The organism is Marinobacter sp. tcs-11, assembly GCF_002049515.1.
Lineage (GTDB): Bacteria > Pseudomonadota > Gammaproteobacteria > Pseudomonadales > Oleiphilaceae > Marinobacter > Marinobacter nauticus.
In genome coordinates, this window is sequence record NZ_LLYU01000001.1 from 297,680 (window position 1) to 321,048 (window position 23,369).

Here is a 23,369-nt window from a genome sequence, read left to right on the forward strand (position 1 = left end):
GAATAGTCCGGATGCAGAGAGGGAATGCAGGCGGCATCAACGCCGCCTGCCATGATCATCATCCGCTGATCAGTCGTACTGGTAGAAATCCCGGGGCAGGTAGCCCTTGGAGTGCCAGATGGAGTGGTGTTCCATGAACTCACGCTGGCTGGTGAGAACGCGCTTGAACATTTCGTCCTTGGCGGCGATTTCATCCAGCACCTCGTTGGTGACCTTCTGCAGCTCCCGCAGGACAGGCTCCGGCAGGGTCTGGGCGGTTACGCCTTCTTTCTCATAGTCACGCAGGGCGGTTGGCTGGGCCCACTCGCTCTCGGCGAAACCCTTGAGCGTGGCCGACTCACAGCCCATTTCGATGAGGGCACGGGTTTGTGGCTCCAGCTTGTCCCAGGTGTCCTTGTTGACCAGCAGGTGCGAGGTGGTCAGGGTCTGGTGCCAGCCAGGCATGATGTAGTTCTTGATGATCTGATCCAGGCCCAGCATCTTGTCGATGGCCGGCTGGGAGAACTCGGTGGCATCAATGGTCTTGCGCTCCAGGGCTTGGTAGATCTCGCCACCTGGCACCATGGTTACCGATGCGCCCAGCTTCTCCAGAACCTTGCCGCCAATGCCGGCAAAGCGGATCTTCAGGCCGTCAAAGTCGTCCATGCCCTCGATGGGCTGCGCGAACCAGCCAGCGCCTTCCGGGCCGATGATGGAGCACAGCATCGGGTGGATGTTGCGTTCCGCGTAGATTTCTTCCAGCAGCTCGCGGCCATCGCCCTCGTAGTACCAGGCCAGATAGGCCGGTGGCTCCATGTTGAAGGGTGCGCCGGAATACAGCGGCAACGAAGCAATGGTGCCCTGGTCATAGCCGACCCAGGTGTAACCGGCGGGGTATTTGCCACTGCCAACGGCGTCCATGATTTCGAACGGCGGCACCAGTTCGCCCGGCTCGTAATAACGCAGCTGGATATCGCCACCGGAGATATTCTTGAGATTCTCGGTAAGGTGCTTGACCGGTGTGGTCAGACCCACCAGATGGGATGGAAACGCCAGAGGAACCTGCCAGCGAACCTTCTCTGCGGCCACGGCGTCCGCACTGGCCAGACCACCGGTGATAACCGCGGCGGCGGTAATGCCATAGGTCAGTTTTGAAAGCTTATGCTTGATCGACATGAAATGGATCCTTTTTGTTGTTGTCGTACAGCCACCGGTTCTTGCCGGCGGGCTACGTCTGAAATTGATCAGACAACGCAGGAAACCATAGCTGACTTTGGGTCGGGTCCAACGAGTTTGCGCCAGCTTTGTTTTCTTACGTTGTTCTGACGTCCTGCAAACAGGCTATAGCAGACACCGTGCCACAGCCGATAATGCTTTTTATTTCATGCGGATAGATATTTGCGGCAGTTCTGGAGCCAAGGCAGCTGTCCGGCAATCCGGACACTCATCGACCATGGTCGTAGGTGATTGTACGGATAACGGGACAGCCGTTCGGAAATCAGGACAATCTGGCCAACTTCTCGTAGAGCACGGAACGGGAAATCCCCAACAGCCGGGCAGCCTTGGTCCGGTTGCCACGGCAGGTCACCAGGGCCTCTTCAATGGCCTGGGCTTCAGCCTCAGCCACAATGCGGGCCAGCGGGCGCACAGAGCGAGCGGGCACCGGCGAGACCAGACGCTGGCCAGCACGGGGCAGCACTTTAAAGATGGCGTCCGCATCCAGTAAATCGCCATCCTCACTCATGGTCAGGGCCCGCTCCAGCACGTTGCGCAATTCCCGGATGTTGCCCGGCCAGTCGTAACTGCCCAGCGCCGCGACGCCGGCATCGGTAATCTCGCCACGCATGTCCTGGCCCTCGCAGATTTCACCCAGCAGGGCTTCGCACAGCACACCCAGATCGGCCAATCGGTCCCGCAGGGGTGGGATATTGATCTCCAGCACATTCAGCCGGTAATAGAGATCTGAACGAAAGCTGCCTTCTGCAATCATGGCCTCCAGGTTGCGACTGGTGGCCGCAATCACCCGCACATCCACCGTCGTCACCTTGTTCGAACCCAGGGCCTCGATCTCGCCCTCCTGCAATGCCCGCAACAGCTTGGCCTGCAAAGGCAGCGGCATATCCCCCACCTCATCCAGAAACAGCGTGCCCCCGTTGGCCAGTTGGAACTTGCCCTCCCGGGTACGCCGGTCGGCGCCGGTGTAAGCGCCCGGGGCGACACCAAAGAATTCCGCCTCCAGCAGGTTTTCCGGCACCGCCGCCACGTTCACACCAACAAACGGCTTGTCCACCCGGGGCGACACCGCATGGATAGCCTGGGCCAGCACCTCTTTGCCAGTGCCGGTTTCCCCCAGCAGCAGCACCGGCATGTCACGGCCTGCCGCCAGTCGCGCCCGGCGTTTCACTTCGAGGGCCGCCGGACTGCCACCGACAAAATCACCCAGACTGTAGCGGGTGCCCCGGCTTTTCTTCGCCAGGGCCTTACGGGCCGCCGCCAGATCCCGGTGCAGGCGCCGGTATTTGGACACCAGCGGCGTCAGCGGTTGCAGATCGTCGTAAAGCACGAAAGCCACGGCACCGACAATGCCGCCCTGATCGTCGTAATACGGCAGGCGTGTGACCACCAGTTGCTGCTTGTTGTGTTCCATGATGTCCAGCAGCAGGGGCTTCCCGGTTTCCACCACCTCGGGCATGCGGGTCTGCGGAATCACCTTTCGTACCGATTTGCCAATGGCGTGGGAGGGGTCCACCAGACCCAGCAGCTGGGAATAGCTGCTGTTGATCCAGGTGATATTGGCATCCCGGTCAACCGCAATGGCACCGGCACTGGCTTCCTCAAACATCGGGAACAGGGCTTCGATCAGGTCACGGGTCAGGCCGCTCTTGTTCTTGTTGGTAAACAACTCGCTCATAGTCCGCGTGCTCACGGGTGGGGATGGTTTCATGGGCAATCCTTGGGCGTCCGGATTTCCGGACGCCGTCACGGGAGTATAGGAAGCCCCCGGTTCGGGGGCAAACCTCCAAAGGTGGCATTCAACCGTCGGTAATCAGTCCGGGATCTGCAACTGGTTACCTGTGAAGACAATCCGGTCCACTTCCGCCGGCTCGGATTGAATGGGCGGCAGGTTCGCCAGGGTCAGGGGCGTGGTCAGGCTGCCCCGGGGCACCGTGCGCACCACCTGACTGGGCGGCAGCGGCTGCTTGTCGGTGAGATGGGCCCACACCAGATCCAGCGCCTGGAAGTAGTAGTGATGCAGCGGCACATAGCGGTCACCAATGCCTGGAAAGCCGTTGAGCACGTCCAGGTGATGGGCGTTGAGGATTTCGTAATAGCGCAGGTGCTGTGCCGGCCTTCTACTACCTGGTTCAGGCCGACATAGGGCCGGGAGGTGTGGTTGATGGGCAGGATGGCATCGGCCCGCCCGGTGACAAACACCGTTGGCTTGCGCTGCAGATCTCCGCTGGCCCGCACCGCTGAAATGCCACGGCTAATGGCCTCATGCAATTCGGCCCGATCGCCCTCGAGGGGCTCGCCGGTCACCACATCCCTGCCTTCGGCAAGACTTCTCAGGCACAACAGGGCATCCAGCCCGTAATCCACCTGGCTGGAACTGGGCGAAGCGCTAACGGCAAGGTTCGTGGGCTGGCCCTCGGCGTCGTCGTAGACCAGGTTCACGCCGGCCGAGGGCGGAATGCCGTTACTCGCTGCAAACAGCGCCGCCTCGGCCGCAGGCGCCAGTGGCACCACCGCACCGGCACTGCCGGTCGCCGCCAGGCTCAGGCCACACACTCTGTCTTCAACACCCGCGCGGCCGTAGGCATTGGCGTAGGTCATGGCAATGCTCTGGGCGACCGCCAGGCCAAAATGCACCGGCGCCAGCAGGTTCTGCTCCGGCTGCACGCCGAAGTCCTCGTTCAGGATCCGTTGCGCATCGAGCGCCCAGTCATCCTGGGTAGCGCCCGACACCAGCCCCTTGTTGAACAGGGAGTGGCAGATGTTCTGGCCAGTCGCCGGCGGATTGAACACGCCGTTCAGGGGGGCAAGATCGCGGATGCCGGGGGCCTGGTTGGCACAACCCTGGTACACCGCCAGCGCGGTGGTGTAATCCAGCAGGCTGCGGCTGTGTTCCGTCAGTGCAGGGCCATTGCCCTGGCGAATGCTGAAACTCCGGTCCACAGCCGGATTCACATTGGGCTCAGACACCGCCACACCATCAATCAGGCCTTTCTCGTCTTGTTCCGCTGCTCGCACCGAGGCACCGCCACCGTTGGAAACGCTGGAGGCAATCACCAGGGTGTTCCTCGGGGTGATGGTCCGGAGGGTTTCGCCGTTGCCCAGTTCCCGGCCATGGAGTGTGTTCAGCACATAGAAGCCGAACTCAATGGATTGCAACACATGCTGGCCCCAGTCTGCCTCCGGGTTCTGTTTGGAATGGGCGTGTTTCCAGGCGAAGCGGTCCGGCCACTGGCTGTTGAAATCATCCCGGCTCTGGGCATCCAGATCCGCCCGGAACAAGGCTTCTTCGGGCTCCGTGGTGAGCGTTCCATTCACCGACTGGGCGGTATCGGTGGCGAGGTTATGGGCACCGGTACCGGTGCCTTTATCGGTATAAACCACTGCGCAGCCCTTTTTCAGGCCCCACTCCCCGGCGGTGCCAATGGCGCCGTAGATCCCCCGGGAACCCGAGGACGGCGCGGTTACCATGCACGGAAAATCCGGATCAAAGCTGTCGGGCACCTGGGCCATTACTGTCACCGGCACAGTGGCGCCCGGCACCTGCATCAGCGCAATGAATTCCTGGCCAGGAATTCGGCCACTGGCGTTACCCACGGCCGGGCCAAACAGACTGCCATAGCCTCCGCCGGGTGCAGTATCCACCAGTGCCCGGTAATTGTTGTAGATGGCCAGCCGGCGCAACTCCGCCGGTGTCGGATTCAGGGCATCGACAAACGCCGGTGGTGTGGCACTGGCCAGAACCTCCGGCCCCAGGCCTGCGGTAAGAAGATCATCGGTATTGCCATCGTAATCGAACTGCTGGACATCACTCACCAAGAAGTCAGGCAAGGAGTTGAACACCTCATCCTTCTTGCAGGCAGTGAGTGTTACCGTGGCAGCACCTATCAAGGTGCAGAGCATCATTCGTTTCATGGTCGGTCCTTGTTTGTTGTTGTTGAGTCGGCCCCATGGGCGCCACTGCCCATGCGTATCCTGTGCCAACCGGACAAGACCATGAATATATTTAGAAAAATGAAAAACTACTGGCACTTGAGAGGGGGCTAATCCGGAATTCCGGACAGCGGTTGCGCGTGCAATGGCATGGCACGCGCGCAGCATCGCCGCTGGCCGTAGACTGTCCGGCAGACCGAACACTGTCTGATAAACCAGACACCGGGCAGCGAAACTACCCTATTCGGACAAAGGGCAACAAGCTGATTGCCGCAATTGCAGCGATGGCCAGACAGGCAGCCAGGGTCCGGACCGGATAGCGTCGGAACATGGAGCCGATACCGCCGATTTCGCCGCGAGCCAGACCCTGTTCGTAGGCCTGGCGCTGGCTCTGAAAACGCTGGCGCTGGTACTCGTCCAACAACGCCTTGGCCCGGGCCGCTTCCTCCGCATCGTGAACCCAGAAGCCGCCCATGCTGATGCCCCAGCGGCTGGGCGGGGTCTCGTAGTAGCGAACCCCATGTTCCTCAAACAACGCCCGGATCTCGTCGGCTTCGTCGTCGGGCACATGGCGCAGATTCATCAGGTGATGGGGCATGGCGCGTCCATTGGCTGGTATCAGGATCGTAATTGCCTATATGCTAACAGCAAAGCACCCACGACCGAACTTGCATCAGGACACTGCATGAGCCCGAACCCCCTTCGTCTGCTGCTGGATTTTGACGACCGCATCCAGCGGGACAGGGATCAGCCCCCCGCCTTCCTCCACCGCCGGGACCGGCGCTTTGCTCTGGACTGCGAGCAGCAGGGAATAACGCCCAGCCCTTCGCGCTGGCTGGCACACATGAATCGACTGTCCGGCCCCGGCGGCACCGTGACGGCTGGCCGTCGGGAACTGAAACTCTGGCGCCGGGTAACCAGCGGCTTCGCATGCGCCGGCTGCCTGATGGGCATAGTGACCATGCTGGGCCTGCTGTTCTATGACGGCGGCCAGCGCATCAACATCACCGTGATTCTGGCGTTTGTGCTGCTCCAGCTACTGCTGGCCCTGGCCACCACGGTTCAGGCCATGATCGGCTGGCAACCCTGGCGCTGGTTGCTGAAACGGCTGCACCGGAACCATGCCAGCCCGACCCGGGCCCGGCTCCAGCCACTACTGATGGCGCGGGCGGCCCACGCCGGCGGCGTTGCCTTTGGTCTTGCCGGCCTGGCCACTCTGCTGATCATGGTGGTGGTCCAGGATCTGGCCTTTGGCTGGAGCACCACTCTGGATACCGCCGCTTCCGGCTACCACCATCTGGTCAGCACCCTGGCGGCGCCCTGGTCCTGGCTGTGGCCCTCCGCGGTGCCGTCCCTGGAGCTGGTGGAGGCAACCCGATTCTTTCGCGCCGCTCCCGTCACAACCGGAGTTGAGCCTTCGCGCTGGGGCCTGTGGTGGCCTTTCGTGGTCATGTTATGGCTGACCTGGACGGTGATCCCGCGTGTGCTCCTGCTGATTCTCAGTCAGGCTCTGCTGCGCCGCCGCGCCACTCACCTGCTGGCCGGCCACCCCGGCATGCAGGCCCTGCTATACCGGATGGAAACCGCCACCCTGGATACCGGCAGCAGCCACAACGATGCCGCCGACCTGCCAGACACCCGCACCCGGGCCCAGCCAGAGCAACTGCCGGACACCCCGCTGATGATCTGCTGGGCCGGTGCCGGCGAACCGGAGTTGCCCCAACGCCTGCAGGCACCGGATTCCCGAATTTTCCGGGCCGGAGGCCGGGCCACTCTGGCCCAGGACGACGAGGTACTGGCACAAGTGGGCGACCACCTGGCCAACCAGAAACATCCAGTGGTCATTGTCGTCACACGCAGCTGGGAGCCGCCCACCGGCGAGCTGCACGATTTTCTGGAAAACGCCCGCGAGCGCTGGCCATCAAACAGCCGGGTAACCTTGCTGCCGCTGGCCAGTAATCCTAACCAGCCGCCGCAGAGCCACCTGGTTCAACCCTGGCTTCGGTTTACCGAACGCCTGGCTCCGGGCTTTGCCTCGGTCGCCTTGCCGTCTACCGGCGAGCCCAACCCCTATCTGGCCGGGAGCGCGCAGCCATGACCAACGCTCCGGCATTCGCCGTGGTCGGCCACCCGAACAAGGGCAAATCCAGTGTCGTCGCCACCCTGTCCCAGAACGACGCTATAGCCATAGCCCTCGAACCGGGTACCACCCGGGCCAGGCAGGACTATCCACTGACCGTTGACGGCCAGAAACTCTACACCCTGGTGGACACCCCGGGCTTCCAGCGCCCACGGCGAGTGTTGCAGTGGCTGGAAGCCCACAGCATTTCCGCCTCGGATCACCCGGAAACCGTGCGGGCTTTTGTGCTCCAGCACCGGGGCGACGACCGGTTTGTCGATGAATGTGAGTTGCTGGCACCGATCGTGGAAGGCGCCGGGATCATCTACGTGGTGGATGGCTCGGTGCCCTACAGTGCCGAGCACGAGGCGGAAATGACCATTCTGCGCTGGACCGGGCGTCCGAGCCTGGCGCTGATCAACAGTATCGGTGAGGACGATTACAGCGACACCTGGCAGGCCGCACTGGGCCAGTTCTTCCAGGTTGTCCGCAAGTTCGACGCTGTTCGCGCCCCGTTTGAGCAACATCTGAGCCTGTTACGGGCTTTCGGCCAGCTGGAACCGGACTGGGAAGCACCGCTGGAACGGGCCACCCGGTTCCTGTCCGAACAGCGCCGCCAGCGCCGGCGCCAGGCGGCGGGCCTGGTTGCCAGAGCCCTGGAAGACCTGATGTCCTACCAGGAACGACGCACACTAACGCTCAACCAGATCGCCGAAACCAGCGATGCCAGCCTCGCCGAGACCCTGCGGGATCGCTGGTACCGGCACCAACGCCAGCGGGAACAGACCCTCAGGATCGACATCGAGCACCTGTACCAGCATCAGCGCATCCGCCGCCAGGAAGCCGAACTCCAATGGCACAGCCAGCACGATCTGTTTTCCGAGGACACCCGCAAGCACTGGGCGGTCAGCAAGCGCTATCTGGCCACCGCGGGCTTTGGCGCCGGAGCGGTGAGTGGTGCCGGCATTGATGCCGTAACGTTTGGCTCATCGCTGGGCACTGGCGCCCTGCTCGGTGGGCTGATTGGCGCTGCCGGCAGTTACTTCTATGGCGATCGCCTGGTTTTGCCGGCACTGAGCATCGGGCCCATGAAGGACGGGCTGAAAACCGCCAGCTTCGGGCCTGTACAGGACAGCCAGTTCGGCTATGTTGTGTTAGGGCGGGCGGTGGATCACTGGTGGCACATCAGCCACCGGAACCACGCCGGACGGGATCTGCTGGAACTGGAACCGGCCGACCACCACTGGCTGGACCAGCTCGACAAAGCCAGCCGGCGGGAGATCCAGAAAGCCTTTGACCGGTGCCGGAAACAGCGGCCTCTGACCCATCAGCACAGGGAACAATTTGCCGCCGCCATCGAGCACGCCATGGCGGCTTACGACGACTGGCGGTTGAATCGAGCCTGAGGCGCATGTTTATACTGTATGGCTATTCCATCACAAAATGAGGAATGCGAATGAAAATCGTACGAGTGCAAGACATTATCGGTACCGAGCGTGAAGTCAGCGACAAGCAGTGGACCAGCCGCCGCCTGCTGCTGAAAAAGGACGGCATGGGCTTTTCCTTCCACGAAACCATCATCAAAGCCGGTTCCGAGCACACCTTCTGGTACAAGCACCACCTGGAAGCGGTTTACTGCGTCGCGGGTAACGGGCGCATCAAGGATCTCGCCACCGGCGAAGTGCACGAAATCACCGATGGCACTCTGTACGCCCTCGACAAGCACGACCGTCACACCCTGTACGGCGGCACCGAAGACATGCGCCTGATCTGCGCCTTCAACCCGCCCGTAACCGGCCGTGAAGTGCACGACGAAGACGGTGCTTACCTGCCGGATACCAGCGAAGACTGATTCGCTCCGCCGTGGCATTTCAAACCGCCGCGACCACACCGCCACCGCCAGCCAGATTGCTGCCGGTGGCGGTGTTGCTTTGGCTGGCCGGTGTTTACCTGCGCATACCCGTGCTGGTGGCGCCGCCGCTGGCACCCTTCATCGGCGGTGAGCTGGCCCTGACCCAGGCATTGACCGGCGCCCTGACCACACTGCCCATCCTGATGCTGGCCATTGGCGCCATGCCCGGTTCGCTGGCCATTTCCCGCATCGGCCCAAGGAACACCCTGGCACTGGCCATGGTGATCATGGTCATCGGCTCGGCCGGCCGTGGCCTGGTACCGGACACCGCCACCCTGATGATAGCCAGCGCCGTCATGGGCCTGGGTGTGGCGATGATGCAACCGGCCCTGCCAGCCCTGCTGCCGCGCTGGCTGGAACCCCACCACATTGCCCTGGGCTCCGCCATATACATGAACGGCATGCTCATGGGCGAATTCATCGGTGCCGGTATTACCCTGCCGGTTCTCATGCCACTGCTGGACAACAGCTGGCGCGAGACCATGCTGGCCTGGTCGCTGCCTGCCCTGCTGGTGGCCGCCGCCCTGTTTCTGCCCAAACGGGACCTGGCCCGGCCCGCACGCAAAGCCGCCTGGCTGCCCGACTGGAAAAACCCGCTCACCTTGCGCCTGGGCCTGCTGCTGGGGCTCTCCGGCTCCATGTTCTTCGGCCTCAACGCCTACATGGGTAACCTGCTGGAGCAACAGGGGCGTATCGGCATGCTGCCCGAGGCTCTGTTCTGGTACAACATCGCCCAGGTCTTTGCGTCCCTGGTGATGCTGAAAATGGCACGGGCCTGGGTCGGCCGCCGTACCTTCATTGTTGTCATGGCGGTTCTGAGCATTGCCGGCACCGCCGGCACGCTGGTACTCGAAGGCTGGTGGTTCATTGCCAGCGCCACGCTGATGAGCTTCGTGGCCGGCATTCTGCTGATCCTGTTGGTGGCGCTGCCGCCTTTGCTGGTGAACTCCGCCGAAACTGGTCGGCTGTCTGCCGGCACCTTCCTGGTGGGCTATACCATGGCCTTCTCGGTACCCATGCTCGGCGGCCTGCTCGCCGACTGGACCGGCGACACCCGTCATGCCGTGATGACCATAGTGGCCTATAGCCTGCTGGTGTTACCTCTGGCGTTTACCCTGGACCTGAAACGAAAAAAGGATCAGCCCGAAAGCTGATCCTTCCTGAAATACTGCACTAACTCACGGTCAGATATAGTAGTCCTTCAACGGAGGAAACCCGTTGAATTCAATGGCACTGTAGGTGGTGGTATAGGCCCCGGTCGACAGCCAGTACATCCGGTCTCCGATCGCCAGATTCAGCGGCAGCGGGTATTTGTGGTGCTCGTACATGATATCGGCACTGTCGCAGGTCGGCCCGGCAATCACACAATCCTCGCCTTCACCGCTCTTCTCGGTCCAGATCGGAAACTTGATGGACTCATCCAGGGTCTCGATCAGCCCGGAAAACTTGCCGACATCGGTGAACACCCAGCGATGCAGGGCAGTGCGGGATTTCCGCGAAATCAGCACCACCTCACTCACCAACACACCGGCATTGGAAATCAGCGACCGGCCCGGCTCGATGATGATCTCGGGCAGGTCGTCACCAAAGTCTTCGTGCAGGAAACGGGCAATCTCCTCCGCGTACACGCCCAGCTCATTGGTCCGGGTAATGTAGTTGGCCGGAAAACCACCGCCCATATTGATCATCTTCAGCTCGATGCCGTCTTCTTCCTTCAGGCGCTCGAAAATCACCTTCACCTTGTTCAGGGCAGCGTCCCAGGCGCCGATTTCGCGCTGCTGGGAACCGACGTGAAACGAGACACCGTAAGGCACCAGGCCAAGATCACGGGCCAGGATCAGCAGATCCATGGCCATATCGGTCTGACAGCCAAACTTGCGGGACAACGGCCAGTCGGCGGTCAGGGTGCCCTCGGTCAGGATCCGCACATACACCTTTGAGCCCGGTGCTGCCTTGGCAATGTTGCGCAGGTCCGCCTCGGAATCGGTGGCGTACAGGCGCACACCTTTCTCGTAGAAGGTGCGAATGTCTTTCGCCTTCTTGATGGTGTTGCCGTAACTGATGCGGTCGCCGGTCACACCCAGGGCCATCACCTTGTCCAGTTCATACACCGAAGCGATATCAAAATTCGCACCTTTGTCCCGCAGCATGGTCAGAATCTGCGGGGCCGGGTTGGCTTTCACCGCATAATAGACCTTGGCGTAAGGAAACCCTTCCACCAGCTCTTCGTACTGACGGTCAATGGTCTGGGTGTCGATCACCACAAACGGGGTTTCCTTGCCGTCGGCAAAGTCCTTGATCCGCTTGAAAGTCTCGGCACTGTAGTAGTCGGAGATATCAGCGTTAGGCGTCTGGATCATGGGTGGTGTGTCCCTCCACAGGGTAAACGGGCATAAAAAAAGGGTAGCACAGACTGGCTGTGTTACCCGTGAATGGCGCGATCATCGGGCCTTTTCCCGATCACCGCAAATGCGCAGTTATACCCATAAACGCACCGGTCAACGGTGCGCCACGCGTGCCTCTGATTCAGGGGTCAGCGACAGGAAAACTTGTTACTGTCGGTTAACAGCTACCGACACGTTCAGGGGATCATGCTAGCCTGTTTGCAAATTAATCAACCCTGGAGGGGTTGGCGTGTCTGACATTGCCGGAATTGCATCCAGTTATACCCAGCTCAAGCAACAACGGGTTCAGGAACAGGCGGAACTGGCCGTTCTGAAAAAGTCCATGGACATAGCCCAACAAGGTGCACTTCAGTTGCTTGAAGGCCTGACAGAAACATCTGTCGCGACAGCCGGCGCCAACCCCTCAGATAATGTGGGCAGCATGATCGACGTTCGGGCCTGACCGGTTTGTCTCTGCCTCAGACCGCAATTGGCCACAGCGGCGTTGGTTCGGTGGGACCATCCGGGTCCTGGGGCCGACTCTGGCGCTGCAGATAATCCAGGATGGCGTCTTTCAGATCACTGCCCTGACCCAGGCCCTGATTGCCGAACAGGCGGTTGAATTCCAGCACATAGGGATAGCCTTCCACCAGGGCGATATCAAAGCCGGCATGGTCTACTTCCAGTTCCCGGGCCAGACGCAGGGCCAGATCGGTAGCCGCCGTCGGCACATCACCAGCCACAATCTGGCCACCCCTGGCGACGTTGTTGTAGAACCCCTGCTCCGACTGGGTACGCCAGTAGGCGGTCACCACTTGATCACCCACCACGACTACCCGCACATCCCGATCGATCGGCAGGTACTCCTGCACGTAGAGCACGTCTGTGCGATCACAATACTTCAGCCAGTCGGCCCGGGACTCGATCAACCACACACCTTCGCCCATGCTGGCCTTGGGTAGTTTGGCCACGAAAGGCAGGGCCATGGTGTCCCACAGCATGTCACGTTCCTGTGGACCATTGGCTTCAATCAAGGTCCAGGGTGTGTGTTCCGGCGCCACGGTCTGAAAGGCGCGGGTCATTTCCACTTTGTCGTGACCAATGCGATAACTGGCGATACTGGGGAACACCCGGCACTTCAAGCCATGCACCAGGGCGTTGATCTGCCAGTATTCCGGGAACAGTACCCAGTCCGCCTCCTGCAACAGCGGCTTGTGGCGAAGGAAATGCTCGGGCTTCAGTACAGTGGTGTCGGGAAAGCCAAGGGTACGGAACACGTTGAATGAGACAAGGTGCATGGTGACAGCCGCACAGAGTGAAAATTGGCTGCATTTTATCCAGCTTTGGAACCCTGGCAAGGGTTATTTTATGCGTAAATTGACCGATCTCATGGTCACAGTTAATGATACTGACAATAATTCGCATTAGTTATCACTAATGAGGAACTGACCATGACAAAACACCTGATGCTGGCCGCTGCCACCCTGCTGTTCACCCTTCCGGCCTTCGCCGATGATGAGTACGATCACTACAAAGGCGAACCCTCGAAAACCCTGGAACAGGCGGTGGCCAATTTCTCCGAGTACAACAACCGGCTTGAGCAGGTGTTGGCCGGTGATCTGACACCAGAGGCCATGAGTGAAGTCCATCAGCTCACCTACACTCTGGAAAATGCCCTGGGCAAACTGGACCATGAGCTGGAGGACATTGCCGAGCGGCTGGAGAAAGTGCACAAGGCTTCCGAGCACGCAGCCCCGGATACCGTGAAAGAGCAAGGCGCGGTGTATCTGGAAAAGAGCCGGTCCATCATCCGGTAACGGCCACGGGCTGCTAAGCTCCGGTTATTACTCGCTGACTAACCGGAGCCAGCCATGGGCACCCCCGAACCCGATTTCCCGGCCCGCAAGATTGTCGAAACCGTACGTACCGATAACCAATCCGGTGCCGCCCAGCTGGCAACCAGAGCACTGACGCTGTTGCGCCAATGGCTGGCCGCGGGTGAAGTATCCCCGGATACTCTCAAAAAACTGCTTAACGATCTTGCCGGAGCCCGTCCCAGCATGGTGCCGCTGGCCAATGCCATGGAACGGGTGCGTCAGAGCCTAATAGGCAGCCAGGACGGTGCTTCTGCGGCTGAACAGGCGCTGCCCGTGGTGGACTCGGTTCTGGAGCAGATTGCCTCCGCCAACCATCGTGTGGCGGAAATCGCCACGACACGGATTCCGGAGCGGGCCAGAATTTTCACTCACAGCCGTAGCTCCCAGGTACTGGCAGTGTTCCGTTTACTGGTAAAGCAGGGCCGCAACTTCTCGGTAATCTGTACACAGGGTAGTCCCGGTAACGAGGGCTTTACCCTGGCCCGTGAACTGGATGAACTGGGCGTGCCAGTGACGGTGATCACCGATGCCCAGATGGGGCTGTTCGTTCCGAAGGCGGACTTAGTGCTGTGCGGCTGTGACACCTGGCTGGCCGATGGCCACTTTCTCAACAAGGCGGGCAGTTATCCGCTTGCCTTGCTGGCCAGGGCCGAAGCAAAACCATTCTGGGTATTGGCAGACAGTTTCAAGGACAGCACGGCTTCACATAATGAAGTCACACTGGAAGAAATGGCGACAAACCAGCTCGGTGCACCGGCCGGCCAACACATTACCGTTCGCAACCTTTTTTTTGAGCCTGTTCCGGTGCAGCTGATCAGTGGACGAATCAGCGAGCAGGGCGTTTTTTCGTTCCCTGCTGAGCCTGGGCAGTGAGTGGATCTTCCGGCCAGGGGTGTTTCGGGTAGCGGCCCCGGAGTTCTTTTCGTACCTGTGGATAGGCGTTCTGCCAGAAGCTGGCGAGATCTGCCGTGACCGCCAGCGGGCGCTGGGCCGGGGACAGGAGGTGGGTTACCACGGGCACCCGGCCGCCCGCCACCGTCGGTGTTTCAGTCCAGCCAAACAGGGCCTGCAGCTTGGCAGCCAGCACCGGGCCATTGTCGGCAGTGTAATCCAGCGTCACCTTCTGGCCGGTGGGGATGGCCAGAGCTTTCGGAGCCAGTTCATCCAGTTCTTGTTGCTGTGGATAAGCGAGCAGGCTGTTCAGAGCGGATGTCAGATCAATCCGGGCCAGATCCGACCACCGCTGCATGCCGGCCATAAACGGCGCCAACCAGCTTTCCACACCGGCGAGCAGGGCAGAATCCGTCACATCCGGCCAGTGACCGGGGAACTGTGTGGCCAGTAACTGCACCCGGGCCTGCCACTGGCGGGCGGCCTCGTTCCAGGGCAGCCGATCCAGTCCTTTGCGACGGACGGCATCCAGCAAACCCTGCTGGATCAGTTCGGGGTCCACCGCTTGCAACGGCCTTTCCGCCAGTATCAGGGCGCCAAGCATGCGTATGTGACGCGCCACCACCGTGCCCCGTTTGTCGTCCCAGAGGGCTTCTTCCCGTTCTTGTATGTGCGCAGCCAGGTCCTGCTCCAGATCCCCCAGATCCACTGGCGCCGCCAGATAAATCGTCGCCTCACGGGCCTTACCGTCCAGGTCCGCAGCCACCAGCCAGTCCTCCCGGGCCAGCGGATCATCGTCCCTCAGGCTCGCCCCCTTTCCATTACTGAGCTGGTAGCGCGGCGCCTCGCCCGAACGGCGGCGAGCAATGCGGTCCGGATAAGCCTGGGCTAACACCCGGCCCACCTCGGTAGCAACGGGTTCGCTCCGTGACCCCGGCTCCCGGCACAACCGTTTCGCCGCCTGCCGTACCGCCTGTAACCGGGCCGTATCCAGACCACGGGGTGGCCGTTGTCCCCGTACCACCCGGATCCGTTCGTGCAAATCCGCACCGGAGCCTGGCCCCAGCAAATCACGCTCTTCCAGCAATGCCGCCAGCTCCGCCGCCAGCTGGCCAAATCCCAGGGCCCTGCCCCGGAGAACCATATGGGCCAGACGAGGGTGCATCCCCAGATCCCGGGCGGCCTTGCCGTGATCGGTAATAGCACCGTCAGCATCCAGCAAATCCAGCCACTGCAATAAATCCACCGCCTGCTGCCAGTGGGCTTGTGGCGGCGCATCAATCCAGGCCACCTGATCCGGTGAACGAGCCCCCCACTGGGCCAGCTCCAGTACCAGCGGCGCCAGGTCCGCCTCCTGAATCTCCGCTGGCGTGAACTCAGCCAGCCCAAACTGCTCCGACTCGCTCCATAACCGGTAGCACACCCCCGGTTCGACCCGTCCGGCCCGGCCTTTACGCTGCTCGGCAGAGGCTTTGGACACCCGGCCGGTGATCAGGCGGGTCATGCCACTGTTGGGATCAAACACGGCCCGGCGCTGCTGGCCGGCATCAACCACTACCCGAACACCTTCAATGGTGAGGCTGGTCTCAGCAATGGCGGTCGCCAGCACCACCTTGCGAGAACCGTCCGGGGCCGGCGCAATGGCCCGATCCTGTTCTTCAGACTTGAGGTTGCCATACAAGGGTGCCAACACCACGTTTTCCGGTAGTTGCCCCGCCAGCTGTTGCGCCACCCGGCGAATTTCACCGGCCCCGGGCAGGAACACCAGCACCGAGCCAGCCTGGTCTCCCAGGACCTCCAGCACCACCGCCGTTACGTGATCCACCATCCGGGCACTGCGGGACAGGGGCCGATAAAGGACATCCACCGGAAACGCCCGGCCTTCACTGGAAATCACCGGCACGTCCCCCAGCATCTTGGCAATGGGCGCGGTATCCAGTGTCGCGGACATCACCAGAAGGCGCAGGTCTTCTCGCAGGGCCTGCTGGCTCTCACGCACCAGTGCCAGCCCCAGATCGGCCTGCAGGGAACGTTCATGGAATTCGTCAAACAGAACAGCGGCATAGTCTTCCAGCATGGGGTCGGTCTGGATCAGGCGGGTGAGTATACCCTCGGTCACTACTTCGATCCGGGTGGTGCCGGAGACCCTGGTATCCAGTCGGGTGCGATAGCCCACCGTCTGCCCGGGCGCCTCTCCCAGTTGCCGGGCCATATACCGCGCTGCCGACCGGGCCGCCAGTCGGCGGGGTTCGAGCATCAGGATTTTGCGGCCATCGCGCCAGGGCGCATCCAGCAGCGCCAACGGTACCCGGGTGGTTTTACCCGCGCCGGGCGGCGCCTGGAGCAAAGCGGTGGTGGTCTTTGCCAGTGTGCGGGTCAGTTCTGGGAGGATGCCATCAATCGGGAGCATGGTACTGGGTGCTTGCCGGAATGTGGCCGCAGTTTACCATGCCTCAGGAGCGGGCATGCCAGGCTTCAGGCCGGGGCACGAAGAACGCGAATACCAGGCCAAACGCCAGCGCTGCCACCCCGATGCCGAAGGCCGACACCAGGGTGCCGCCGGCATCCAGCCACTGTTTGGTCAGCCAGGGGCCGACCATCTGGGTAAAGCCATACAGTGCCACCATTGCTGCCGACAGGCGCGGGCCCTGATGCGGATGCAGCGCGCGCCCGATGCGCTGGGTCAGCAATACCGTACCCAGGAAGGTGCTGCCGACCAGGGCGGCACATAACACCAAGCCCAAGGCGCCAGGCCAGACCACGGTGGCCAGCACACCGGCCAGTTGAATCAGAAAATTCAGGCGAAGGGCGGGCAAGTCTCCCATCAGGGCCCCCAGTTTGTTCCACAGCCAGGGCGCCGGGATGGTGAACAGGGCGACGATCACCCAGGTGCCGTCCAGCAAGGCGTGGCCCTCAGGCAGTTCCAGTTTTGCCAACAGGGGCAGGAAGGTCATGGGCAGGATGTAACCCAGGCCCGCCCCGGCATAGGACAGAAACAGCGGGATGCTGGCGCGATCCAGCAACGGGGTATTGACCACCGCCTTACCGGCGTCATCATGCTGGCGCACCGGTACCTCCAGTTGCCGTAACTGCATGGCACCCCACCAGGCCAGGGGAATCGACAACAGGGCAGCCGGCCACCAGCGCTCCGCGCCCTCCAGCAGGCTGGCGGTTCCGGTAACCAGGCCGCTGGACACCAGCAGCCCTACACCAACACCGATATAGACCAGACCGCTGAGAGAGGCCCGGTTGCGCAGTACCAGCCACTCCAGAATCAGAGCTGGCGCCTGGACGAATACCACGCCGTTAGCCACACCGTTCAGCCAGCGGGTGACAGAAATCACCGTCAGCTGGTCGGTCTGGGTCACGATCAGCGTGGTCACCACATGAACCGCCAGGAAAAGAGGCAACATCAGCCGGATCTGGTCGATTCTGTGCCAACGGATGGCCAGCATTGCCCCCATCAGATAGCCGAGGTAGTTCCAGGTGGCCACCGCAGCTCCGTCCGGCGCGTTGAACTGGTTATCGGCCACCAGGTAGGGCAACAACGGGGTGTAGATGAATCGGCCAAGGCCGTGGACAACCAGCAAAACCAGGCTACCGGCGAGCAGAACCGTAAACAGTTGCCTGGGGGTGGGGGTGTTTGCAGAAGTCATGGCAGAGGCCCGGTCGTCAGGTTATCAACGGAAACCGGGTAGTGTAGGTGACTAACCAATGCTTGTCAGTGAGACCTTCGCCTCAGCCTGGCTGGCGATTGGCGTTGGCCCACTGGTAGATGCGCTCAAAGGCTTCGGCCAGCTGGTCCGGCTTGTGGGGTGGCTGGATCAGCGCCTGAACGTCTCCGTCCGGATTGAGCAAGGCAAAATGCCCGCTGTGGTCCACCAGCAACTCACCATTCACCTGTCGGTGCACAAATACTGCGCTCACGCTCTTGGCGACCTGTCTCAGGGTGTCCAGATCGCCGGTCAGGCCGTGGAAATGCTCACCAAAGAAATCGGTATAGGCCTTCAGTTTCGCCGGGGTATCGTGCTCCGGGTCTGCCGAGACCAGCAGATAGTCCGGTTGGGGTAATTCCGGAGACAGCAACTGGTCGGTACGGCGCAGATTGGCCATGGCAGCGGGGCAGATGTCCGGGCAATTGGTGTAGCCCACGAACACGAAGGTCCACCGGCCCCGGAGGTCTTCCCGGGTGACCGTCTCACCTTCCTCGTTGGTCAGAGAGAACTCCACCAGGGGCCGTGGCTGGTCGTAGACATAGGCGTTGTACTGGCTGAGATCCGGCGCCGGTGCCGGTTCGCCCCCCACCAGAAAGACCTGCCGTCCCACTGTCAGGCCGAACACCAGCACCACCAGCAACAACAGAACAAACAACGTGATCCGAATCGACCGCCCCATAGGGTCTCCCAACCAGGCTTAACCCCGGCCAGTCAGGCCGGGACAAAGACAAAATGATCCACCAGCAACACCACAAACAACGCCATCAGATAGGTGATGGAATATTTGAAGGTGTTCAGCGCTACCCGCCGGTCGTCGCCGCGCAGCAGGCGAACAGCATATTGCAGGAACCTCAAGCCTAGCGCCAGGGCGCCCACCAGGTAAATACCGCCGGACATGCCTGTGACAAACGGTAGCAGACTGACGGCCAGCAGCATCAGGGTATAGAGCAGAATATGCAGTTCGGTGTAACGATTGCCGTGGGTCACCGGCAGCATGGGAATACCAGCCTTGGCGTATTCCTCCTTGCGGTGGATGGCCAGAGCCCAGAAATGCGGTGGCGTCCAGGCGAAGATGATCAGCACCAGCAGCAACGCATGGCCTTCCACCTGGCCAGTGACCGCGGTCCAGCCCAGCAGTGGCGGCATGGCACCGGCCAGCCCGCCGATGACAATGTTCTGTGGCGTCGCCCGTTTCAGGAACAGGGTGTAAACACCGGCGTAACCCACGAGGGAGGCCAACGTCAGCCAGGCGGTCAGCTCGTTCACCTGCCACACCAGCACGACCATACCCAGGGCCGCCAGTACGGTAGCAAACAGCAGGGCGTCCAGCGGCGCAATCCGGCCAGTCGCCACCGGCCGTTTGCGAGTGCGGGCCATCACGGTATCAATCTTCTGATCCACCACGTGGTTCACCACCGCAGCCGCGCCGGCCAGCAGGGCGATTCCCAGGTTGCCGAACAGCAGCACGCTCCATCCGGGAACGCCTGGTGCTGCCAGCAGCATGCCGATCACCGAGGTAAGAATCATCAATGCCACTACCCGGGGCTTGGTCAGTTCCAGGTAATCGCGCCAGGAAATAGGGCTCGCATGCGTTGGATTCTGGATCGGCAGCGCCTTCACTTGCTCGCTCATGCCGTAACCTCCCGGTTTATGGTTGTTGTGTGAGGTGCGGGGGATAGTGCTGGCAGGGCCAGCTGATGATGCCGCCAGATCAGGTGCACCATCGACAGTAACAGGCCAGCGCCCATGGCGTTATGGGCAACGGCAACGATCAGGGGAATGTGCAGCCAGACGTTGGTCAGCCCCAGACAGAACTGGAGCACCAGGGCACCGCCCACCAGAGCGATAGCCCTGTCGAGACCGCTCTGGGCGCGCTGGCGCCACAGCAGCCCCAGCAATATGGCCAGATAACCCAACACAAGGACTGCGCCCAGGCGATGGCTGACGTGAATAGCAACCCGGCCATCGCTGGTCAGCTGGCCGCCCAGATAGTTGGGACCAACATGTTGGGTGATATCAAATCCATGCTGAAAATCCATGCCCTCGGGCCACCACTGACCCTGACAGGTAGGCAGATCGGTACAGGCAACGGCGGCGTAGTTGGCTGCCGTCCAGGCCCCCAGGGCAATCTGGGCAATGACCAGCAGCAAACCGCCATACAGCCAGGGTCGGAGTCTTGCCAGGGATGCCGCCATCGCCGGTCGCGGCGCCTCACTTTCACGTGCCCGCCGCCGGAGCCGCAGGGTCAGCAACAACAACAGGCTCAGGGTGGTAAATCCGCCCAGCAGATGCAGGGCCACCACCTGGGGCCAGAGCTTGAGGGTAACCGTCCACATGCCGAACGCGGCCTGCAACACGATAAAGCCGGCAATGAACAGCGGCAGTTTGACCGGAAGCCCCGCTCTGCGGTTGCGCACCGAGGCAATGGCCAGCCCGAATACCAGTAGTCCCAGGGTACCGGCGGCGTAGCGATGAATCATTTCGGGCCAGCCCTTGGAGACATCCACCGGGGTCTCCGGGAAACGGGCATTGGCAATGGCGATGCGGGTTTCATCCTGGGGCACGGTCAGAAAGCCATAACAGCCAGGCCAGTCCGGGCATCCCAGGCCGGCGTGAACCAGCCGTGTCCAGGCACCGAGCATAATCACCACCACTGCCAGCAAGCAGGCCAGGGTAGCCCAGAACGCCAGTTTCTTTGCTATTGCCCGGGATTGCTCCGGAGACATCGCCGTCATACCGCAGGCCTCCCGTTAGCCAATCTGTGACAGTTTCAGCAGGTGCTTCAGATCTTTAAGCAGCTGTTTGCCGGTGTGTTCGCTGCCATAGTGCATCATTACATTGCCAAACGGGTCGATCAGCAGGATTCTCGGTTGCTGCTCCGGGTTGATCCCGGCGGGCCATGCCGGTGTCTTGCCAGGGGCCGGTTGCAGGCGCTCCATCAACTGGTACTCATCAGACCAGCGCCGCTCCAGATCCGCCGGTACCGTGCCCAGATAGGCGGCACGACCAACACGCGGCGCGTTCTTGCCAAGCGCAACGTTAACCTGGCGAGCCAGATACAGCAGCTGCTCGCAGTCTTCCGTGCAACGTTCCGAAGCCACCAGCATCAGCCATTTCGGGTCGGCGACATCAACACCAAAGCGTGCCTGCAGGGGGTTCCCCGCAGCGGTTTGCAGATTCAGCTCTGCCACTGGCACCGGCGGTTGCACCAACTGCCCCTGATTGCTCTGACCGGCCGGATTAAGCCAGCCGGTGTAAAACATGACCGTCGCCACCAGCATGGGGCCGAACCCCACCGCAAAGAGCAACATGGCGGTGCGCCGGCCCCGCCTGACCTGAGCCGGGCTCGGGCCATCAGAATGAGAGAGAGAGTCAGCCGTTGTCGTTGTCATTGTCGGCTCCTGCCTTGGGTCTTTCGCTGTCTTTTTTATAACTCGCCACCAGAGTCAATATAGTCAGTGCTACCGCCAGTGCAAACCACTGGGCGGCGTATCCGTAGTGCGTCTGCGGGCCCATCACATCCGGCGCCCGGTCCGCCTGGTATGCACCCGGTTGCTGGCTGTCGGCAAGGTGAACAATCATCGGGGCCGGCGTGCTGCCCAACGCCCGGACCCGGCTCTCCGGCAACGCCTGGACCCGTCTCGGCCAGCCGGGTGTATCGGGCTCCTGCGCCCCCAGTACCGGCGGTTCCGGATAGGCCGCCAGCCGGCCCTGAAGGGTAAACAGAGGCTCAGGCGTCAGCACTTCCGGTAGTTGCTCACGACTGGCCGGTGCCGGCACCCAGCCCCGGTTGACCACCACCAAAGGGCCTGAGAGCGGCTCAAAAAGCGTCAGGACTTCGTAACCGGCGCGGCCGTCCCGGGTCCGATTGTCCAGCAACCAGGTCTGCTCCCGGTACCAACCGGTCAGGGTGACCGGTTGGCCCTCCTGCCATCCATCTGCAGCCGCCACATCCTGCCAGTCCCACCCGGCGCTTTCTGAATTCCAGGTCCGCAGCAGACTGGTTTTTTCCGCGGCGCGGTTCAGCTGCCAGACGCCCAGACTGATCAGCAGAGGCAGAAAGACACCGCTGAAGACCAGCGGGCGCCAGTCGAACTGCCAGCGGCGGGAGCTGAAACCCACTTAGCGCCGCTCTGCTATAGTGAAGTAACAAACCGGGGCGTTGTTCCCGGCACCAGAATGCTCAACAGGCTGCGGACCTGAAACAACCGGATTCCTCATGTTAAAACTTGCCATTGTCGTACTGCTGTTCGCCGTCATTATCAGCCTGTTCAGCGGGCTGTTTTTCCTGATTCGGGACGGCGGTAAAACCAACCGTGTGGTGAACTCACTGGCGGTGCGGGTCTCGCTCAGCGTGCTATTACTGGCCGTGGTGCTGATCGCGCTCTGGACCGGCGATCTCACCCTGAACCCGACGCCCTGACTTCACCTGCCTCAGAGCACATACACGAACACAAACAGACCCAGCCAGACCACGTCCACAAAATGCCAGTACCAGGCTGCCGCTTCAAAGCCGAAATGATTGTCGGCGGTGAAATGGCCTTTGATGATCCGGACCAGCATGATGGCGAGCATCAACGTACCCAGCATCACGTGGGCCCCGTGGAAACCCGTTAACATAAAGAACGTGCTGCCATAGATGCCGGACTGCAGGGTCAGGTCCAGGTCCTGATAGGCGTGCATGTACTCGTACCCCTGTACGAACATGAACACCACCGCCAACGCAATGGTGGCTCCCAGCCACAGCTTCACCTTGGCCCGGTGACCCGCTTTCAGGGCATGGTGGGCAATGGTCACGGTGAACGACGAGGTTACCAGCAGGATGGTGTTGATCAGCGGCAGGCCCCAGGGCCCGATCACTTCCTTCGGGCCCGGGTAGGCCTCAGGGTTAGGGTTGTTGACCAGAGGCCAACTGGCCTGAAAGCCTTCCCACAGCATGTTGCTACTGCCTTTATCACCCTCGCCCCCCAGCCAGGGCACCACGAACATCCGAACGTAGAAGAGCGCACCGAAGAAAGCCGCAAAAAACATGACTTCCGAGAAAATGAACCAGCTCATCCCCCAGCGGAAAGATCGGTCCATCTGGTCGCTGTATAGTCCGGCCCGGCTCTCGCGGATAACGCTGCCGAACCAGCCGAACAGCATGTACGCCATGATCAGGGCACCAATCCAGAACATGATCCAGGAACCGGTGGTGCTTTCACCCTGGTTGCCGTTCACCATGATGGCTGCCGCGCCATACAGGGTGACCCCCAGGCCAACGGTAGCGACAATGGGCCACTTGCTCTGTTCGGGAACGTAGTAGGTCTGGTGATCCGCCATAGC

At 61.5% G+C, this 23,369-nt stretch carries 21 protein-coding genes and 1 pseudogene; 8 read left to right on the forward strand and 14 right to left on the reverse strand.

Annotated elements, in window-relative coordinates; genetic code table 11:
* Positions 1 to 69 precede the first annotated feature (69 nt).
* From ARC85_RS01335 to ARC85_RS01355, 4 genes and pseudogenes are all read right to left on the reverse strand, one after another.
* Positions 70 to 1,155, reverse strand: coding sequence for a TRAP transporter substrate-binding protein (locus tag ARC85_RS01335; RefSeq protein ID WP_014420063.1), 1,086 nt, complete (start codon positions 1,153 to 1,155; stop codon positions 70 to 72).
* Between the two features lie 322 nt (positions 1,156 to 1,477).
* Positions 1,478 to 2,923, reverse strand: a complete 1,446-nt coding sequence (locus ARC85_RS01340) for a sigma-54 interaction domain-containing protein (protein ID WP_502688004.1) — start codon at positions 2,921 to 2,923, stop codon at positions 1,478 to 1,480.
* A gap of 102 nt (positions 2,924 to 3,025) precedes the next feature.
* Positions 3,026 to 5,313: pseudogene (locus tag ARC85_RS01350) on the reverse strand (3-hydroxybutyrate oligomer hydrolase family protein).
* 67 nt (positions 5,314 to 5,380) lie between these two features.
* Positions 5,381 to 5,743 carry a DUF6164 family protein gene (locus ARC85_RS01355; RefSeq protein ID WP_286714179.1) on the reverse strand — a complete coding sequence of 121 codons (363 nt, stop codon included), beginning with the start codon at positions 5,741 to 5,743 and terminating at the stop codon, positions 5,381 to 5,383.
* Between the two features lie 87 nt (positions 5,744 to 5,830).
* Between ARC85_RS01355 and ARC85_RS01360 the strand changes: the two genes are divergently transcribed.
* From ARC85_RS01360 to ARC85_RS01375, 4 genes are read left to right on the forward strand one after another with little or no spacing between them, the layout of a single operon-like run.
* Positions 5,831 to 7,243 carry a DUF2868 domain-containing protein gene (locus ARC85_RS01360; protein ID WP_286714180.1) on the forward strand — a complete coding sequence of 471 codons (1,413 nt, stop codon included), beginning with the start codon at positions 5,831 to 5,833 and terminating at the stop codon, positions 7,241 to 7,243.
* Positions 7,240 to 8,670, forward strand: a complete 1,431-nt coding sequence (locus ARC85_RS01365; RefSeq protein ID WP_286714181.1) for a GTPase/DUF3482 domain-containing protein — start codon at positions 7,240 to 7,242, stop codon at positions 8,668 to 8,670. The genes ARC85_RS01360 and ARC85_RS01365 overlap by 4 nt, the downstream gene beginning before the upstream one ends.
* A 50-nt stretch (positions 8,671 to 8,720) precedes the next feature.
* Positions 8,721 to 9,116 carry an ectoine synthase gene (locus ARC85_RS01370; RefSeq protein WP_022991806.1) on the forward strand — a complete coding sequence of 132 codons (396 nt, stop codon included), beginning with the start codon at positions 8,721 to 8,723 and terminating at the stop codon, positions 9,114 to 9,116.
* Between the two features lie 11 nt (positions 9,117 to 9,127).
* Positions 9,128 to 10,330, forward strand: a complete 1,203-nt coding sequence (locus tag ARC85_RS01375) for an MFS transporter (RefSeq protein WP_286714182.1) — start codon at positions 9,128 to 9,130, stop codon at positions 10,328 to 10,330.
* 30 nt (positions 10,331 to 10,360) lie between these two features.
* On the opposite strand, the gene ARC85_RS01380 is transcribed toward ARC85_RS01375, so the two are convergent.
* On the reverse strand, positions 10,361 to 11,536 hold the full coding sequence (locus tag ARC85_RS01380; RefSeq protein ID WP_278351387.1) for a type III PLP-dependent enzyme: 1,176 nt from the start codon (positions 11,534 to 11,536) through the stop codon (positions 10,361 to 10,363).
* A 274-nt stretch (positions 11,537 to 11,810) separates the two neighbouring features.
* Here ARC85_RS01380 and ARC85_RS01385 point away from each other — a divergent pair, with 274 nt between their 5' ends.
* The gene (locus ARC85_RS01385) at positions 11,811 to 12,023 is read left to right on the forward strand and encodes a YjfB family protein (RefSeq protein WP_189383313.1); all 213 of its coding nucleotides are present in this window, start codon (positions 11,811 to 11,813) and stop codon (positions 12,021 to 12,023) included.
* Between the two features lie 16 nt (positions 12,024 to 12,039).
* Here ARC85_RS01385 and ARC85_RS01390 read toward each other — a convergent pair whose 3' ends face one another.
* Positions 12,040 to 12,858, reverse strand: a complete 819-nt coding sequence (locus ARC85_RS01390; protein WP_141066725.1) for an ATP-grasp domain-containing protein — start codon at positions 12,856 to 12,858, stop codon at positions 12,040 to 12,042.
* Between the two features lie 153 nt (positions 12,859 to 13,011).
* Here ARC85_RS01390 and ARC85_RS01395 point away from each other — a divergent pair, with 153 nt between their 5' ends.
* The gene (locus ARC85_RS01395; protein WP_011783655.1) at positions 13,012 to 13,377 is read left to right on the forward strand and encodes a DUF6746 family protein; all 366 of its coding nucleotides are present in this window, start codon (positions 13,012 to 13,014) and stop codon (positions 13,375 to 13,377) included.
* 54 nt (positions 13,378 to 13,431) lie between these two features.
* The gene (locus tag ARC85_RS01400; RefSeq protein WP_141066724.1) at positions 13,432 to 14,310 is read left to right on the forward strand and encodes an eIF2B alpha/beta/delta subunit family protein; all 879 of its coding nucleotides are present in this window, start codon (positions 13,432 to 13,434) and stop codon (positions 14,308 to 14,310) included.
* Here ARC85_RS01400 and hrpB read toward each other — a convergent pair.
* The 7 genes from hrpB to ARC85_RS01435 form a co-directional block, all read right to left on the reverse strand.
* Complete coding sequence (gene hrpB, locus ARC85_RS01405) at positions 14,264 to 16,738, reverse strand: ATP-dependent helicase HrpB (protein WP_141066723.1); 2,475 nt, start codon at positions 16,736 to 16,738, stop codon at positions 14,264 to 14,266. The genes ARC85_RS01400 and hrpB overlap by 47 nt on opposite strands.
* Before the next feature lie 43 nt (positions 16,739 to 16,781).
* Positions 16,782 to 17,984: a YbfB/YjiJ family MFS transporter gene (locus ARC85_RS01410; protein ID WP_121208049.1), complete on the reverse strand. Its 1,203-nt coding sequence runs from the start codon at positions 17,982 to 17,984 to the stop codon at positions 16,782 to 16,784.
* Positions 17,985 to 18,066: 82 nt separating this feature from the next.
* Complete coding sequence (locus ARC85_RS01415; RefSeq protein WP_141066722.1) at positions 18,067 to 18,723, reverse strand: SCO family protein; 657 nt, start codon at positions 18,721 to 18,723, stop codon at positions 18,067 to 18,069.
* 32 nt (positions 18,724 to 18,755) lie between these two features.
* Positions 18,756 to 19,676, reverse strand: coding sequence for a heme o synthase (gene cyoE / locus ARC85_RS01420; protein ID WP_141066721.1), 921 nt, complete (start codon positions 19,674 to 19,676; stop codon positions 18,756 to 18,758).
* A complete protein-coding gene (locus ARC85_RS01425) occupies positions 19,673 to 20,779 on the reverse strand; it encodes a COX15/CtaA family protein (protein ID WP_014420046.1) in 1,107 nt (368 codons plus the stop codon). The genes cyoE and ARC85_RS01425 overlap by 4 nt, the downstream gene beginning before the upstream one ends.
* Positions 20,780 to 20,794: 15 nt before the next feature.
* Positions 20,795 to 21,436 (reverse strand): redox-active disulfide-containing membrane protein, encoded by a 642-nt coding sequence (locus ARC85_RS01430; protein ID WP_141066720.1) that lies wholly within the window; start codon positions 21,434 to 21,436, stop codon positions 20,795 to 20,797.
* Positions 21,417 to 22,166, reverse strand: a complete 750-nt coding sequence (locus ARC85_RS01435) for an SURF1 family protein (protein WP_286714183.1) — start codon at positions 22,164 to 22,166, stop codon at positions 21,417 to 21,419. Before ARC85_RS01435 ends, ARC85_RS01430 begins: the two co-directional genes overlap by 20 nt.
* A gap of 97 nt (positions 22,167 to 22,263) precedes the next feature.
* Between ARC85_RS01435 and ARC85_RS01440 the strand changes: the two genes are divergently transcribed.
* Positions 22,264 to 22,467 (forward strand): twin transmembrane helix small protein, encoded by a 204-nt coding sequence (locus ARC85_RS01440; RefSeq protein WP_011783646.1) that lies wholly within the window; start codon positions 22,264 to 22,266, stop codon positions 22,465 to 22,467.
* An 11-nt stretch (positions 22,468 to 22,478) separates the two neighbouring features.
* Here ARC85_RS01440 and ARC85_RS01445 read toward each other — a convergent pair whose 3' ends face one another.
* Positions 22,479 to 23,366, reverse strand: coding sequence for a cytochrome c oxidase subunit 3 (locus tag ARC85_RS01445; protein WP_011783645.1), 888 nt, complete (start codon positions 23,364 to 23,366; stop codon positions 22,479 to 22,481).
* Positions 23,367 to 23,369: the final 3 nt, after the last annotated feature.